Source organism: Cesiribacter andamanensis AMV16 (assembly GCF_000348925.1).
Taxonomy (GTDB): Bacteria; Bacteroidota; Bacteroidia; order Cytophagales; family Cyclobacteriaceae; genus Cesiribacter; species Cesiribacter andamanensis.
In genome coordinates this window covers 1-16,277 of sequence record NZ_AODQ01000002.1, presented here as the reverse complement: position 1 = coordinate 16,277, position 16,277 = coordinate 1, and the positions used below count along the sequence as shown (strand labels likewise).

The 16,277-nt window shown below is 52.6% G+C and carries 10 protein-coding genes, 1 tRNA gene and 1 pseudogene; 10 read left to right on the top strand and 2 right to left on the bottom strand.

Annotated features, from left to right (window positions below):
* Positions 1–19: 19 nt before the first annotated feature.
* From ADICEAN_RS00580 to ADICEAN_RS00555, 7 genes and pseudogenes are all read left to right on the top strand, one after another.
* Positions 20–2,929, top strand: coding sequence for a LamG-like jellyroll fold domain-containing protein (locus ADICEAN_RS00580; RefSeq protein ID WP_161622640.1), 2,910 nt, complete (start codon positions 20–22; stop codon positions 2,927–2,929).
* A gap of 130 nt (positions 2,930–3,059) precedes the next feature.
* On the top strand, positions 3,060–5,348 hold the full coding sequence (locus ADICEAN_RS00575) for a GH32 C-terminal domain-containing protein (RefSeq protein ID WP_009193535.1): 2,289 nt from the start codon (positions 3,060–3,062) through the stop codon (positions 5,346–5,348).
* A 25-nt stretch (positions 5,349–5,373) separates the two neighbouring features.
* Positions 5,374–6,237: pseudogene (locus tag ADICEAN_RS24010) on the top strand (glycoside hydrolase family 32 protein); the annotation flags it as partial.
* Positions 6,238–6,705: 468 nt separating this feature from the next.
* On the top strand, positions 6,706–7,458 hold the full coding sequence (locus ADICEAN_RS24005) for a GH32 C-terminal domain-containing protein (RefSeq protein ID WP_236612843.1): 753 nt from the start codon (positions 6,706–6,708) through the stop codon (positions 7,456–7,458).
* Positions 7,459–7,484: 26 nt separating this feature from the next.
* Positions 7,485–8,288, top strand: coding sequence for an HAD-IIA family hydrolase (locus ADICEAN_RS00565; protein ID WP_009193533.1), 804 nt, complete (start codon positions 7,485–7,487; stop codon positions 8,286–8,288).
* 3 nt (positions 8,289–8,291) lie between these two features.
* Positions 8,292–9,170, top strand: a complete 879-nt coding sequence (locus ADICEAN_RS00560) for a carbohydrate kinase family protein (protein WP_009193532.1) — start codon at positions 8,292–8,294, stop codon at positions 9,168–9,170.
* A 79-nt stretch (positions 9,171–9,249) separates the two neighbouring features.
* Complete coding sequence (locus tag ADICEAN_RS00555) at positions 9,250–10,176, top strand: TolB-like translocation protein (RefSeq protein WP_009193531.1); 927 nt, start codon at positions 9,250–9,252, stop codon at positions 10,174–10,176.
* 399 nt (positions 10,177–10,575) lie between these two features.
* On the opposite strand, the gene ADICEAN_RS00550 is transcribed toward ADICEAN_RS00555, so the two are convergent.
* A tRNA-Asn gene (locus ADICEAN_RS00550) sits at positions 10,576–10,649 on the bottom strand.
* A gap of 119 nt (positions 10,650–10,768) precedes the next feature.
* Positions 10,769–12,085, bottom strand: coding sequence for an NRAMP family divalent metal transporter (locus tag ADICEAN_RS00545; protein WP_009193530.1), 1,317 nt, complete (start codon positions 12,083–12,085; stop codon positions 10,769–10,771).
* Positions 12,086–12,501: 416 nt separating this feature from the next.
* On the opposite strand from ADICEAN_RS00545, the gene ADICEAN_RS00540 reads away from it, so the two are divergent.
* The 3 genes from ADICEAN_RS00540 (at position 12,502) to ADICEAN_RS00530 (ending at position 16,231) form a co-directional block, all read left to right on the top strand.
* Positions 12,502–14,013 (top strand): Do family serine endopeptidase, encoded by a 1,512-nt coding sequence (locus tag ADICEAN_RS00540; protein ID WP_009193529.1) that lies wholly within the window; start codon positions 12,502–12,504, stop codon positions 14,011–14,013.
* 134 nt (positions 14,014–14,147) lie between these two features.
* Complete coding sequence (gene amaB, locus ADICEAN_RS00535; protein WP_009193528.1) at positions 14,148–15,695, top strand: L-piperidine-6-carboxylate dehydrogenase; 1,548 nt, start codon at positions 14,148–14,150, stop codon at positions 15,693–15,695.
* Between the two features lie 125 nt (positions 15,696–15,820).
* Positions 15,821–16,231 carry a response regulator gene (locus ADICEAN_RS00530; RefSeq protein WP_009193527.1) on the top strand — a complete coding sequence of 137 codons (411 nt, stop codon included), beginning with the start codon at positions 15,821–15,823 and terminating at the stop codon, positions 16,229–16,231.
* Positions 16,232–16,277 lie beyond the last annotated feature (46 nt).

Sequence of the window (16,277 nt, the reverse complement as noted above, 5' to 3'; positions counted from 1 at the left end):
TCCTTTCCTACTCCTATCTTTGTTCACCAGCCTCCAAACTGCCTTTGCGGCGGGTGATCCCATTCTGCACTTTACCTTCAACGAAGCGTCTGGTACATCCCTTATCCGGGAGGAGGTAAGTGGAACTCAGTTTTCGGTAGTTAACCTGTTTAATGCACCAGAGCGTATACCGGCCGTTCAGGGGTCGGCACTGCGACTCGATGGCTATTCTACCTGGGCCCACAGTGACTATGCTCTTTCGCAGGTCGATAAGCAGATAACCCTGGAGGCCTGGTATGCGACCGATGCTTTTCCGCCAGCGACCGATGCCAACAGAAATGCCATAGAAGGGGCTGCCATCATCAGTCAGATGCAAAGTGGGGCAGGCTTTGCACTGGAAGTTGGGCCCTATGGAAACGTATCACTTGATTTTTATGCCGATGGCAAAAAATATGTAGTGGTGACTGCCCGCAGCCTGGAGAAATGGGTGTGGAACCACATTGTTGCCACTGTAGATCTGGAGGCCAGACAGGCCAACATCTATGTGAATGGTAATCTCTGGCAATCAATGAACTTGGCTGCCCATAGCTCCCTGAGCCTGGCTTCTGCGGCTCCCCTATATATTGGCCGGCACACCAGCCCAGCCACTATTGAGGGCTTTAACATCACCAGCCTGAACGGCGCCCTTGATGATCTAAAAGTATTCAATACAGTACTTGGTCCGGCAGAGGTTATTGCCAGCTACACGAATTTCGCCCCAGAGCCTGTCGCTGCAACGCTGTTTGAAGATTTTGAAGGCACGAACTATGGCGCCTGGACTACCGAGGGAACTGCCTTTGGATCTCAACCTGCTGCAGGTACCTTGGCCGGACAGCAAGTGGTATCGGGCTACAGGGGAAATCAGCTGGTCAATTCATTTCTGGGTGGCGATGCGCCCGTAGGCAAACTAAGCTCTTCCACCTTCACCATCCAGAAACCCCTGATCCGCTTTTTGGTGGGAGGTGGTAACCATCCTGGCAGAGCCGAAGTGCGCCTGCTGGTGAATGGCAATACAGTGCGTACCGCCACCGGCAGAGATACAGAAATGCTGCGGGAAGAAACCTGGGATGTTAGTGAGTTCATCGGGCAAACCGCCCGTCTTGAAATTGTCGATCAGGTTACAGGAGGCTGGGGGCACATTCTGGCCGATCACATCACCTTTACTGAAGAGCAAGCGCTGTTGCCTGCCAATTTATACATCGATCCGGCAGTTCGCCATGCGGGAGATTACCTGCGCCCGCAGTACCACCCCATGCCCAACACTGCCTGGGCCAACGAAGCCTACGGCTTGACTTACTACGAGGGTAAGTACCATCTCTTCTTTCAGAAAAACCCTAATGGTCTTTGGCTGCACTTTATGCACTGGGGCCACCTGAGTAGTCCCGATCTGGTACACTGGCAGGAAGAAAAAACTGTGTTGGCCCCGTCCGAAGGTTTTGATAATTTCGGCATCTGGTCAGGTACCACTACAAAAGATCCTAATGGCAAACCGGTGATCTTCTACACCGGTGTAGATCTGGCCAAAGCGGGCATTGGTCTTGCCTTGCCCAAGGACGAAAACCTGATTGAGTGGGAAAAACATCCCGCTAATCCTGTAATCCCCGCAGGCCCTGCCGGCTATCTCGACTTCCGGGACCCTTTTGTCTGGAAGGTGGGGAGCACCTATTACATGATTGTAGGCGCCGGTATCGCCAATGGGGGAGGTGGCGCCCTGCCTACCTACAAAAGCTCTGATCTGGTAAACTGGACCCGAATCACTGATCTGTACCGGAGTTCAAATCTTGAACAATCGGGCTTCTTCTGGGAAATGCCGCTCTTCTATCCCCTCAACGATCAGGGGGAGTATATACTAGCGGTAACTCCACTCTACAATGGAAAACCTGCTAATGTGATTTACTGGATTGGAAAATGGGAGAACGAAACGTTCACTCCTTATTTTACAACCCCTAAATTATTGGATGCCTCGAACAACAACACATTGGCACCCGCCATTGGTACCGATGCCGAAGGCCGCATTACTTACATTGGTATCGTGCCAGAGACGCGTAATGTTGGCGATCAGCTGAAGGCCGGCTGGCGCCAAACCTTTTCCATTCCCCGGGTGATTCGGCTGCTGCAGGATTCTACTATCGGCCATTACCCGCACCCCAATTTGTGCCGGCTGCGCCAAAACGAAGTGCTGCTAGCAAACCGCAGCATTGCCAAGGGTAGTAAAAACAACCTGTCCGAGTTTGGTGGCAATCAGCTGAACCTCAAGTTTAGTGTAAAGGCAGATTCTGCCGCTAAGTTCTCGCTTCAGCTCCTGAAGAATGATGCGGGTACTCAGTATACTGCCTTTCATTTTGATCTGGAAAAGAACCTGGTGGCGCTGGATACCCGCTATGCCCATGCCCAGGAAGCCCTCCGGGAATACACCACGGCAGACTATGTATTCGAGCACAAGGAAGAGATCCAACTGGAGGTGTTTATCGACCATTCCGTGGTGGAGATCTTTATTGACAATCTGCTGGTGCTGTCTACCAGAAGCTATCCGGCCCAAAGCAGCCAGGGGGTAGATCTGCTGGTAACTGCAGGTGCAGTTGAAATTTTAGAAGCCCGGCAGTGGACCATGCAGAACATGCGCAGCAGCACAGGAGCCGAGGTGTGCGAACCTCAGGATTTACCCACTCAATTTCGGGACCTACCGAAAGAAGTGGTAACCGGTTTTAAGCGAAATGATGAGGTCCGGAATACGATTAAGCTCTACCCAAACCCAACAAAAAATCGACTTACCCTAGAGCTGCCGGCACATCTTGGTGCCTACGAAGCAGCCTTTTATTCTAGTGGTGGGGTACTGGTAAAAAAGAAAAGTTGTCGCCTGCCGGACAGGAGATCAGCACTCAGGGAATGCCCAGCGGCACTTACCTGCTGAACCTTAAGGGCAGGACTATTTTCAGTAGTTTTTTCGAATCGTCATTTTACAGGAATAGTAACACCTCAACCAAGGGCTTTCTGTCTCTAGTAGGAACTGAAATGAACAGCAATACATCAAGAAAAGTACTATGAAAGGGTCGGGTATCATATCAGTTTTCGTGCTGCTGTTAGCCTTCTTAGCAGAGGCGTATGGGCAGGCCTATCAGGAGCCCTACCGGCCACAATATCATTTTTCTCCCTATGTAAATTGGATCAACGATCCCTGCGGCATGGTCTACCTGGATGGGGAGTACCACCTTATGTACCAATACAATCCCCAAGGTACCCAATGGGGCAACATGTCCTGGGGGCATGCCGTTTCCACTGATCTGGTGCATTGGAAGCCCTTGCCTACCGCCTTGCTGCCCGATGCGCAGGGGCAGATCTTTTCAGGAGGTGCCGTCATAGACCACCACAACACGGCTGGCTTTGGAGCAGGGGCCATGGTGGCCTTATATACCAGCGCAGGTACTACACAAAAACAAAGTCTGGCCTACAGCCTCGATAAAGGCAGAAGCTGGAAAAAGTATTCAGGGAATCCGGTGCTGCCCAACCCTGGTAAGGCTGATTTCCGGGACCCTCAGGTATTCTGGCATGCTGAAAGTAGCAAATGGATTATGACCCTGGCGGTGCTGGATCAGATTGATTTCTATTCTTCTGCAAACCTAAAAGAATGGACCTATGAAAGCAGCTTTGGTAAGGGACTAGGTGCTCATGGTGGGGTGTGGGAGTGTCCAGATCTTTTTCCGTTGGCAGTAGAAGGTCAGGCTGAACCGCTCTGGGTGCTTATGGTAAGCTTAAATCCTGGCTCGCCTTCCGGTGGTTCGGGGACCCAGTATTTCCTGGGTCATTTTGATGGGGCTACTTTTAGGCTTAGCGATGAATTTAGTGCGCATTTGCAGCAGGAGAAAGCCTTGCCCGAGGGTGTTCTTTTTGAAGATTTTGAGGGGGAGAGCTACAATGGATGGACAGTAGAAGGAACCGCCTTTGGCAGCAGGCCTGCAGCCGGTACCCTGGCCAACCAACAACCGGTGGAGGGATATTTAGGGCAGCAGCTGGTCAATTCCTACCTAAATGGAGATGAACCGCAGGGAAGGTTGCTGTCAGCCTTCTTTACCATTGAGCATGCGTACATCAACTTTCTCATCGGTGGTGGTAATTTAGCAGGCTTGGCAGAAATTCGTCTGTTGATAAACAACGAAGTGGTAGCTACGGCAACTGGCAAAGATGGGGAACAGCTGCGCTGGCACGCTTGGGATGTGCACCAGCACCAGGGGCAGCAGGCCAGGATTGAGATTGTCGATTACGCATCCGGTGGATGGGGCCACATCAATGTAGACCATATTTACTTTGCCAATGAACCTCTTATTGACGATGCCGGAACTCCTTTCTGGGCCGATTGGGGTCCCGATTTCTATGCCGGGCGTTCCTGGGAAAATGCTCCTACCTCAGCATATGAACGGGTGTGGTTGGCCTGGATGAACAACTGGTCTTATGCCGGAGCACTTCCAACCTCCAGCTGGAGAGGAAGCATGTCGCTGCCCAGAGCCCTGAGTCTGCAGCGCAATGCGGCAGGCGCCATCAGGCTTTACCAACAGCCGGTGACAGAACTGAACAGCCTGCGAGCTAATCAGGCACACATTACATACGCACAGCACTCCATTCAGGCACTGAATGAGCAGTTAACAGCCGATAAAGTAAGCGGCACTCGCTACGAACTAGATTTCACTCTTTTACCCTCAACTACTTCTACTAACACAGGCGTTCGGCTTCGCAAAGGACATGGAGAATACACTGAAGTTGGATATGATCCCCTCCGCCAAGCAGTATACCTTGATCGCAAGGAATCGGGCTTTAGCTTCTCAGGCACCTATGAGAAGGTGTTCTATGCTCCGCTGGAGGGGCAGCAGCCACAGGAGCTGCGCTTTCAGATTTTTGTAGATGAGTCTTCGGTAGAGGTGTTCGTAAATGGAGGTGCGGTGGTACAAACCGCCCGCATCTTTCCTTCTGCTCAGGCCAATCAGATACAATTTTTCGGATCAGAAGAAGTAGCGGTAGCTTCTCTTGACTTCTGGATGATGAAATCCATCTGGCGGCCCGAAGAGCCTGTACTTGCCACTGGAAATGACCCGCTGCTACAGGCATCGGTAGCGATTTACCCAAATCCGGCAAAAGAAACGCTGCAGATCCAGAGTCCGGAGCCGGTTGAAGCGGTAACCCTGTATGCCCTCACCGGAGCACAACTGCCTCTTCAGCATAGGCCGGATGCCACCGGTGCTAGAGTGTTTCTACCGGCGCAGCAGAGTACTGGCATGCGATTTCTGAAGATCGACTTCCGCGGAGGTAAAACGGTGATCAAAAAGATAATTATAGAATAAGGTTTCATTCTTTCGACATCATACCATGAAAAGAGTACCCCTTTTGCTTGGATTTTGTGCTGTGCTGTATAGCTGTGGCACCAATTCCCAAACAGCAGAAACAAGTCAGCATGCTCCTGCTACTATCAGCAATAGCTTTCCAGAAAAGCACCGTCCTCAGTTTCACTTTACGCCACCTTCTGGCTGGATGAACGATCCAAACGGCATGGTGTATCATGAGGGTGAATACCATCTTTTTTACCAGCACAACCCCGATAGCACCGTATGGGGACCTATGCATTGGGGCCATGCTGTAAGCAAAGACATGGTACATTGGGAGCACCTACCCATCGGTCTTTATCCCGATAGCCTGGGAACCATCTTCTCGGGCAGTGCCGTGGTAGATGTTCACAATACTTCTGGCTTGGGTTCCAAAGAGAACCCGCCGCTGGTAGCCATCTTTACCTACCACAATGCTGAGGCAGAGCGGGCCGGCAGAAATGATTTTCAGACCCAGGGCATTGCCTTTAGTGTGGATAAGGGACGTAGCTGGACCAAGTATGCCAGCAATCCGGTGCTGCCCAACCCGGGCATCCGGGATTTTAGGGATCCAAAGGTGATGTGGCACGAGGAGCAGCAAAAATGGATTATGGCCCTGGCCGTGGCTGATCACATCAGCTTTTACTCTTCTAAGAACCTGAAGGAATGGCGCCACGAAAGTGATTTTGGTGCAAACGTAGGGGGCCATGGCGGGGTGTGGGAATGTCCCGATCTGTTTAAGATGCCGGTTGCAGGCACCAATCAGGAAAAGTGGGTGCTGCTGGTGAGCATCAATCCCGGAGGCCCCAACGGAGGCTCCGCCACCCAATACTTTGTAGGGGACTTTGACGGCAGCAAATTTGTACTGGACCAGCAGTTTGCCCAGCAGCTTTCTGCTAAGCCCGCTGTGCCTGCCGGCAAGGTGTTTGCCGCTTTTGAAGGAAAAGACTGGGGAAGCTGGGTGGCTGAGGGCGAGGCCTTTGGTTCAGCACCTGCCACTGGCGCCATTGAAAGCCAGCAAAAGGTAAGTGGCTTCAGGGACAAGGGTGTGGTCAACAGTTTCCGCAGGGGCGATGCCAGTACGGGGAAGCTTATTTCTCCTGCCTTTACCATTGAAAGCGATTACATCAACCTGCTGGTGGGCGGGGGGAAGCATCCCACTGGTACCGCTGTACGCCTGTTGGTGAACAATGAAGTGGTAAAAACCGCCACTGGGAAAAACAGCGAGACGCTGGACTGGGTGGCCTGGGATACCAAAGCGTTAAGGGGACAGGAAGCTCGTATTGAGGTGATCGATACTGAAACGGGTGGCTGGGGCCATGTTCTGTTAGATCAGGTCATGTTTGCGGCTGAACCTGCCAAAGAGAGCAAAGAAGGCATCTGGCTGGATTGGGGCCGCGATAACTATGCCGGCGTTACCTGGTCGGATGTGCCAAAAGCAGATGGGCGCCGCCTGTTTATGGGCTGGATGAGCAACTGGGCCTATGCCAATCTGGTGCCTACCGAAAACTGGCGCAGTGCCATGACGGTAGCCCGCAGCCTGAGCCTGGAAAATACGGCAGCCGGTTTGAGACTTACATCCCAGCCGGTAAACGAATTACAAGCTATTTATGGAGCCACTCATAACCTGCAGGCTCAGCCTGTTTCAGGTGTCTTGAACATTAGTGAAACCTTGTCGGCCACCCCTGCTACCTTCGCACTGAATCTGAACCTGGTAACTGCTGGAGCAGACAGCGATTTTATGGTGGAGCTTTCCAATAGCATGGGGCAAAAAGCAGTTGTTGGCTATGATGCCGCCAGAAACGAATACTTCATCAACAGAACAGCCGCAGGTGCCCATACCTTTTCAGATGATTTTGGCGGTATCCACTGGGCGCCCCGAATTGCTACCGGATCCACTCATCACCTGCAACTGTTAGTAGATGTTGCCTCGGTAGAGTTCTTTGCCGATGGCGGCAAAACGGTGATGACCGATGTTCTTTTCCCCGATGAACCATTTACCTTTCTTACCCTTCAGACAAGTGGAGGACAAGTACAGCTGAAATCCGGAGAGCTCATCGAGCTGAAGTCGATCTGGAGCGCAGCCAATTAAACCTGAAATAACTTAATTATACCCTTATGGCCTACGGCTTATTAATCGATATGGATGGGGTGATCTATGGCGGAGATATTTTAATACCCGGCGCCGATACGTTCATTGCTAACCTCATCAAGCAGGACATTCCCTTCATGTTCATGACCAATAACAGCCAGCGAACCCCGCTGGAGGTAACCCGCAAGCTCAAAAAGCTGGGCATAGAAGTCAGCGAAAAGCATGTGTATACCAGCGCCATGGCAACCGGAAAGTTCTTAGCCGGACAGGAGCCAAACGGCACCGCCTATGTGCTTGGCGAGGGAGGCCTGCTCACCAGCCTGCATGAGAATGGAATAACCCTGGTGGAAACAGATCCTGAATTTGTGGTGCTGGGAGAGGGCCGTAATTTTACCCTGGAGATGGTGCAGAAGGCCGTCGACATGATCCTGGAAGGGGCGAAGTTTATCACCACCAACCGGGATCCATCGCCAAAAAAGCGGGGATGGGCGAATCTGGGCATTGCGGCAGTTACGGCCATGATCGAAGAGGCAACCGGCATTAAGGCATTTGAGGTGGGCAAGCCCAGCCCGGTGATGATGCGCTCTGCCAGAAAAGCCCTGGGGCTGGAAACGGCCCATACCACCATCATTGGCGACACCATGAGTACCGATATCCAGGGCGGGGTGCAGGTAGGTTACAAGACCATTCTGGTGCTGTCGGGTGTTTCTAAACGGGAAGATCTGCAGAAGTATGCGTTTAAGCCCGACCTGATTGTCAATTCCATTAACGAGCTGCGCCTTCCCCTTAAATGGTGGGAGCAGGAAGCTTCCCTGGCCGTAACTAATTAAGGCATGAGCGTTTTATCCTTTGGAGAAATCCTGTTTGATATTATTGAAGGGGAGCATTACCTGGGCGGGGCTCCTCTCAACTTTGCGGCCCACCTGGCGCAGCTGGGAGAGGAATCCTACATCTTTTCCCGGCTGGGTCAGGATGAACTGGGAAAGCGAGCCCTGGAGCAGATCAGCGCATTTGGGGTCCACACCGACTATGTGCAGCTGGATGAAACACATCCAACCGGCACAGTTCCTGTAGAAGTCAGAGACGGACAGCCCTCTTATACCATTCTAGAAGGGGTGGCTTACGATTACATACAGTTTAGGGAACAGTCATTTGCCGGTACAGCTTTCGATGTGTTGTATTTCGGGACCTTGGCCCAGCGGAATAGTGTATCCCGGGAAGCGCTGGCCCAATTGATGGAGCACCAGACGTTTAAGGAAGTGTTTTACGACATCAACCTGCGCAAAAACAGCTATACGCCTCAGGTCATCCGGCAGTCACTGGAGCGCTGTACCATCCTAAAGCTCAACGACGATGAGGTAAGCGTATTGGCCAGCATGTTCTATGGGCAAGAGATGAGCATTGAAGCCTTTGCCAGGCAGCTTGCGAAAGAGTATTCCATTCGCCTGATCATTGTTACGGCAGGCGCCAAGGGCTGCTACCTCTATGAACAGGAGGAGCTAAGTTTTGTAAAAGGGTATCCCGCCAAGGTAGTCGATACGGTGGGCGCCGGAGATTCCTTTAGTGCGGCTTTTTTGAGCTTCTACCTGAAAACAGCAGATGCCCTGCAGGCTGCCGACCTTGCCAACCAGGTGGGGGCCTTTGTTGCCTCTTCCAGAGGACCGCTGCCTACATATTCTGCCGAGATAAAAAAGGTGCTGATGATTGGTTGAGGATGAAATGCTTCCGGTTAGGAGCATCGTTTGTAGACGGTATTTACTAAAATGTTGCTATAGATTCATCCTAATGAACATGAAGATAGAGCGTCTTATTTTCGGATTGGCCATTTGTCTTCTGGGTTGCGGGCCTTCACGTGCCTATTTAACCTTCGATCAGGAACCGCCGGAGCTAAAGCCAGTTCCTTTTGCGGAGAGGCTGATTACAAAAAACGGTGAACATGTTGGCTACTGTGCTTTTAGCCCGGATGGGACCGAGCTGTATTATGCTGTTACCAGCGATAGCTGGTTTCCCAGCAAAATGATTCGGATTTCAGCAAATGACTTGGAGAAAAAGGATACACTCTATTTGAAGGACAGAACTTACGAAGGGGAGCCTTTTATAACTCGGGATGGCAACACTCTTTATTTTACGGCCTTGCTGGCACCCGCAGCTGGGGAACAGTGGCATGCAGATATATACCGCTCCAGTAAAACGGCTGATGGCTGGGGTACACCGGAGCTCTTGGACACTCTCATCAACAGCAAATCCAGTGAGTGGCACCTGTCCATGACCGATAGAGGAGTAGTGTATTTTGCCTCCGAACGGGGAAAAGGAACAAGTGCCTGGAATGGCGATCTATATAGGGCTGTAGTAGAGGGTAATTCATTTAGCGGACTTGAAAAGCTGCCCTACCCGGTCAATACAGAATATCATGAGAGTGATCCTTTGATTGCCCCGGACGAGAGCTTCCTGATTTTTCATTCCAACAGGCCGGGAGGATATGGTCTTGAAAGCGGAGGCGTAATCCATTGTGATCTCTACATATCCTTCAACGAAAATGGAAAATGGACAGAGCCGGTAAACATGGGGCCCGACATAAACTCAGAAGGAATTGAAATGGCCCCTGCCTTAACACCGGATGGTAAATATTTTCTTTTTACCAGGCGAAGGGCTATTGAAACCGCTGAGCCTGCTCAAATCTTTTGGGTGAGCAGCAAGATTTTTAAAAGATATCGGTAGCTATGCAACAAGGGTAGTTAGTCTGCAGCAGGACTTACAACAGCTGTTTTCTGAAAAAATCAACCAGATCAACAAGCTAGTAAGGACATCAGCTAGTTCCCTCGTCACTCATAAGCAGTAAGAACAATTCTTCACTGCTTAAACCTGTCATGGTGTCCCTTATGCTGGCCGAACTTGCTGCTCCAACCTATTCATAGGACTCAGAATCCAATAATATTTTGGTGTACTACTTTTTGGGGAGTGACCGGCAAAGCAGGCGGAGCTGGAATAAGTAAGAATTATAGCGGCCAACTACCAGATATGTTTTTTGGTGGGTAATATAAGAGACTGAGTATGTAGATTGTATGTAGCAAAAAAAAGAAGGTTACCGCTTTTCGCCGTAACCTTCTCATTTTCAAGCTCCCCAGCTTGGGCTCGAACCAAGGACCCCCTGATTAACAGTCAGGTGCTCTAACCAGCTGAGCTACTGAGGAGTGTCACTCTATAGGCTTAGCCCGAGAGTTTCTCCCTGTTTGGGAATGCAATATTACCGCCTTTTTCAGGTACACGCAAGAACCTCCCCAAAAAAATTAGTGCGGCCCGCTAAAATTTTTCAGGCTAGTACCAGCAGGTAATAGCCATACACCAGCGTAAATCCGGATAAAAAGATGATCCCCAGCCAGGAAAGAATCCGCATGCCCCGGCCCGGCTGATGCGCCCGGGCTACTTCCTTCCCCAAAATTACCCGGTAGTTGATAAGAGCAATAAAGGGGGCAATAATAAAGGATAAAATGGTGGCAAAATCGACCAGGGCCGCAAGCCCCGTGGCCAGCAGGCTGATGATCATAAAAGACCCGCCTGCCACCAGCAGCAGAATGGGGGTGTACAGGCGCTGTCCGCTCCTCTTTCTAAGAAAGCGGGGACTCAGCAGCAGCAGGGTTTCATCAAGCGCCCGGCTGTAGCCATCCAGCACGGTAATGACGGTGCTGAACATGACCGTTGCCGCCGCTATGGCAATGATGTAGTAGATCCAGTCGCCAATGGCGGCGGTGTACAGGCTGATGAGCTGGGCGGCAAAGCCCACCGAACTATCTGACAGGGGCGTACCGCTTCCCCACATCACCAGCGCACCCAGGCTCAGAAAGCACAGGGCCAGGCCAGCCGAAAACCAGTAGCCGAGGTTAAAATCAAACAGCGATTCTTTTAGGGTAGGATGATAGCCGGTTTGCCGGATCTTCTCTACCGTCCAGATGCTGTTCCAGGCACTCAGATCAACGGCCGTGGGCATCCAGCCCATCAGGGCAATGATAAAGGGCAGGCTGCCGGCAGCAAAGATATCGGTATTGCTTAGGTCCAGCCGGCGCTCGGGCAGCTGGCCACTGGCCCAATCCCACATAAGGGCGAAAAAAGCGGTGAGCGTGGTAATCAGCAGCACCAGGGCCAGGATCTTCAGCGATCCATCCAGCAGGCTGAACTTATCAGCGGCCAGCAGCAGTACACACACCAGCAGAATGCCCCCGGCCACCCAGGGGGTGGCGGCAGCGGCAAGGCCCAGCAGGTTGCCAAACAGGCCGGCACACACAAAGGTAACTGCCGAGGCTACGGAAAACATGCTGACCCCCGTCAGTACCAGGTACAGGAGCAGCATCCAGCGGCCGCGCTGCCGGTAGCCCCATAAAATGCTGCGCCCCGTGGCGCAGGCATAACGCGTGCCATACTCAAAAAACGGAAACTTCAGCACATTGGCCAGGATGATGAACAGTGCCAGGTCAAAGCCATAGAGCGCCCCTGCCCGGGTACTCTGCACCAGGTGCGATACCCCAATGGCACAGCTGGCAAACAGGATGCCCGGCCCCACCACCCGCTGCAAGAGCTGCCAGAGGGGGAGGCCTGTACGGAGCGGTGCTGAGTCAAGTTCTTTCACCGGCATAGGAGGTGTGTGATTTTAAAAACTCACCATATTAGCGTTTTTGTGCCAGTTTTTCAACAGCCCAACCTTAACCATTCATTCTCAGGCACGTACCCTTTTGTAGGAGCTTTACACCCTTTGCTAAAGTGGGCGCTTCCCGCTTACCTGCCTGGCAACACCGCTCCACCGGCCGAGCGTGAATTCACCGAGGCCCTGCAACCTGAGAAGAACCGGTCTGTCAATTTTTCAGGCAGTCGTGCAAAAGAGGCCCTGCCGGATGTAACAGGTGGGCTGCAAAGGGGTGCCGGCGGTGGATTATTTCGTTAAAAAGTGTTAAATGGTATAAAAAATCGGCTTGATGGTGCGTTAGCTGTATGATTTTTGCACCTATGCTGGTAGCTGCGCAAAAGACTGAAATCAAAAAATAAGGATATACTATGAGTAAAAAACAATTCTTTTTAACGACCGTCACCTCGGCGCTGGTGGGAGGGATGGTAGCGGTAGGAAGCATGCTGGCCCTGCAGGACGATTCCAGCGTACCCCTTACCGAGTACATGGAGCGCCAGAATGTCAGACTGGCCTCTTATTTCGAGTCGGGCGATTTTACCGTGCCCGAAGGACTCAACTTTGTGTATGCGGCCGAAACGGCTACGCCAGCCGTGGTGCACATTCGCTCCAAATACGGAGCCAATGCAGCCAGCCGTCCGCAAAGCCGCCATCCGCTGGAAGAAATGTTTCCTGATCTGTTTGAAGAAGGCACCCCCGGCCCGCGCCGTGGCGGTATGATGCCGCAGGGCTCCAGTGGCTCGGGCGTTATCCTCTCGGCCGATGGCTACATTGTAACCAACAACCACGTGATTGACCGGGCCGATCAGGTAGAAGTGACCCTGAACGACAACCGCAGCTATACAGCCGAAGTGATTGGGGTAGACCCCACCACCGATATTGCCCTGCTGAAGGTGGATGCCACCGACCTGCCCTACCTGAGCTACGGAAACTCCGAGTCGGTAAAAGTGGGTGAGTGGGTACTGGCTGTGGGCAACCCCCTGGACCTGACCTCTACCGTTACAGCCGGCATTGTAAGTGCCAAAGGCCGCAACATTGGCATTCTGGGCCGCGGCAGCAACATTCAGGGCAATGTCAATACCGCCATTGAATCCTTTATCCAGACCGATGCTGCCGTAAACCCCGGCAATAGCGGGGGTGCGCTGGTGAACCTAAGGGGAGAACTCATCGGCATCAACACCGCCATTGCGTCTCCTACCGGCTCCTACTCGGGCTATAGCTTTGCCGTGCCGGCTACGCTGGTGAGCAAAATTGTGCGCGACCTCAAGGAGTTTGGCACCGTGCAGCGTGCGCTGCTGGGCGTGCAGATCCAGGATGTAAACGCCCAGCTGGCCAAAGAACGGGAGCTTAAGGTAAACCGTGGCGTATACATTAATACCGTAACCAGCGGCAGTGCCGCCGAAGAAGCCGGCCTCAAGGTGGGCGATGTGGTGGTAGAGATCAACAACCGCCCCGTAAATACAGTAGCCCAGCTGCAGGAAGTGGTGGCCATTAACCGCCCCGGCGATAAGGTGAAAGTAACCTACTACCGCGATGGCAAAGTGCGCACAGCAGATGCCGTACTGAAGAATGGCATGGGCACTACCACCATGCTGGCCAAAAGCAATACGCTGGAGATTGGCGGCTCCGTGCTGGCCAACCTCTCCGATGCCGATAAGGCCCGGCTGAAGATCAGCAAGGGGGTAAAGGTGCAAAAGCTGGGCGCCGGCAAGCTGCGCGATGCCAAAGTAAAGGAAGGCTTTATCATAACGGCCATTGACCACAAGCCGATTGAAAATGTAGACGATGCCGCCCAGATCCTGAGTGGCAAGCGCAACGAAGGCACCCTGCTGGAGGGGGTATATCCCGACGGACAGAAAGCCTACTACGGCCTGCCCTGGTAAGCCAGCGGGTCATAGCAGCCTACACAAGTATACAAGAGGCCGCCCTTAATAGGGGTGGCCTTTTTTAGTTTTGGGCTTTCGATACTCCGGGCTAATTTCCTACCTTTAGGGCGCTAATCGTTTCCGTTTTTTATATGAGCCAGCCAACTTTTAATCTTCAGCAGATTCTTACCCAGTTTTCCATACAGGCCACTACCCAGGCTGCTTCTACCGGCAGCAAGTGGTTTGGCCAGAGCGGCGAGCTGCTCACCTCCCGCTCGCCGGTAGATGGCCAGCAGATCGGCCAGGTGCACAGCGCCACCGAAGCCGACTACAACCAGTTGATTGAAACCTCCCAGCAGGCCTTTGCCGAGTGGCGCCTCTGGCCCTCGCCCAGGCGGGGCGAAGTGGTGCGCCAGTATGGCGAGGCCCTGCGCCGGCACAAGGAACCCCTGGGCCAGCTGGTCAGCTACGAGATGGGCAAAAGCCTGCAGGAGGGCCTGGGCGAAGTGCAGGAAATGATTGATATCTGCGATTTTGCCGTGGGCCTGAGCCGCCAGCTGCATGGCCTTACCATGCACTCCGAGCGCCCCAACCACCGCATGTACGAGCAGTACCACCCCCTGGGCATTGTAGGGGTCATCTCGGCTTTTAACTTTCCGGTAGCCGTCTGGAGCTGGAATGCCGCCCTGGCCTGGGTCTGTGGCGATACCGTACTCTGGAAACCTTCTGAAAAAACGCCCATGACCGCCGTGGTCTGCCAGAAGATTCTGCAGGAGGTGTTTGCCGCCAATGGGGTGCCCGAGGGGGTAAGCTGCCTTATTCAGGGCGATTACCGCATTGGCCAGCTCATTTCGCATGACAAGCGCGTACCGCTGGTATCGGCCACCGGCTCTACGCGCATGGGCAAAAAAGTAGGCGAGGCCGTAGGGGCCCGCCTGGGCAAATCGCTGCTGGAGCTGGGGGGTAACAATGCCATCATCATCAGCCAGGATGCCGACCTGAAGGTGGCCATTCCGGCCGCCGTATTTGGCGCCGTGGGTACGGCCGGCCAGCGCTGCACCACCACCCGCCGCCTCATTATCCACGATAGCATCTACGCCGATTTTAAAGAGCGCCTTGTAAATGCGTACAAGCAGCTGCGCATTGGCAATCCGCTGGATAGTAACATGCACGTAGGTCCCCTGATCGATACCGATGCCGTAAAAGCCTACCAGCAGACCATTGAAAAGGTGAAGGCCGAAGGCGCCCGTACCGTAGTAGAAGGGGGGGTACTGGAAGGGGCCGGCTATGAGACCGGCTGCTATGTAAAACCAGCCATTTATGAGGTGGAGCCGCAGTACGAGATGGTGCAGCACGAAACCTTTGCGCCCATTCTGTACCTGATGAAGTACAGCGATATCCGGGAGGCCATAGCCATCCAGAACGGGGTGCCGCAGGGGCTTTCCTCTTCCATCATCACCAACAACCTGCGCGAGGCCGAGCTGTTCCTGAGCCAGGCCGGCTCCGACTGCGGCATTGCCAACGTAAATATTGGTACCAGCGGGGCCGAAATTGGCGGCGCCTTTGGCGGGGAGAAGGAAACTGGCGGCGGCCGGGAGTCGGGCTCCGATGCCTGGAAGGTATACATGCGCCGGCAGACCAATACCATCAACTATGGACAGGACCTGCCACTGGCACAAGGCATAAAATTCGACCTGTAAACAAAAAGAGCTCCAAAAGCTTTTTTTAGATAGTATTTTTACGGTACATTTTAACAAATATTGTATTACTGGATGAGGGTTCGTATATTATGCCTGCATCCGAATTTTATTTTTTTGCAACCTTTATGGCAGAAAAGAACAAACCCCGCTACAATGCTGTCATGCTTATTGATGACAATGAGATCGACAATCTCATTAATCATAAAATGATAGAAGCCAGTAACATTACAAATAAGATCTTCACCCATACCGGGGCCAAAAGTGCCATCGAGTTTCTGAAAAACATCGAAAAGCTGGATGGTGCCGGCGAAAGCATCCTTCCGGATCTGATCTTTCTGGACATCGACATGCCGCTGATGGATGGTTTCCAGTTTCTGGACGAGTTCGACAAGCTTTCCGGCATGACCAAAGGCAAGTGCAAGATTGTAATGCTCACTTCCTCCATTAACCCGCAAGACGTAAATCGCTCCAAAAATACGAATACGTTAAAAAGTACATCAACAAGCCGCTCACCCAGGAAAACCTGGAGAAGCTGAATGTGTGATGGCATAATAAGGGGAAAAACAAAAAAGGGCCTCAGAA

Bases quoted from the DNA above. Each gene is read 5' to 3' on its own strand.
- ADICEAN_RS24005 (WP_236612843.1), top strand. From the start codon at position 6,706: ATGTTTGCGGCTGAACCTGCCAAAGAGAGCAAAGAAGGCATCTGGCTG.
- ADICEAN_RS00545 (WP_009193530.1), bottom strand. From the start codon at position 12,085: ATGCCGGTGAAAGAACTTGACTCAGCACCGCTCCGTACAGGCCTCCCC.
- ADICEAN_RS00530 (WP_009193527.1), top strand. From the start codon at position 15,821: ATGGCAGAAAAGAACAAACCCCGCTACAATGCTGTCATGCTTATTGAT.
- ADICEAN_RS00540 (WP_009193529.1), top strand. From the start codon at position 12,502: ATGAGTAAAAAACAATTCTTTTTAACGACCGTCACCTCGGCGCTGGTG.
- ADICEAN_RS00565 (WP_009193533.1), top strand. From the start codon at position 7,485: ATGGCCTACGGCTTATTAATCGATATGGATGGGGTGATCTATGGCGGA.
- ADICEAN_RS00555 (WP_009193531.1), top strand. From the start codon at position 9,250: ATGAAGATAGAGCGTCTTATTTTCGGATTGGCCATTTGTCTTCTGGGT.
- ADICEAN_RS00575 (WP_009193535.1), top strand. From the start codon at position 3,060: ATGAAAGGGTCGGGTATCATATCAGTTTTCGTGCTGCTGTTAGCCTTC.
- ADICEAN_RS00560 (WP_009193532.1), top strand. From the start codon at position 8,292: ATGAGCGTTTTATCCTTTGGAGAAATCCTGTTTGATATTATTGAAGGG.
- amaB (WP_009193528.1), top strand. From the start codon at position 14,148: ATGAGCCAGCCAACTTTTAATCTTCAGCAGATTCTTACCCAGTTTTCC.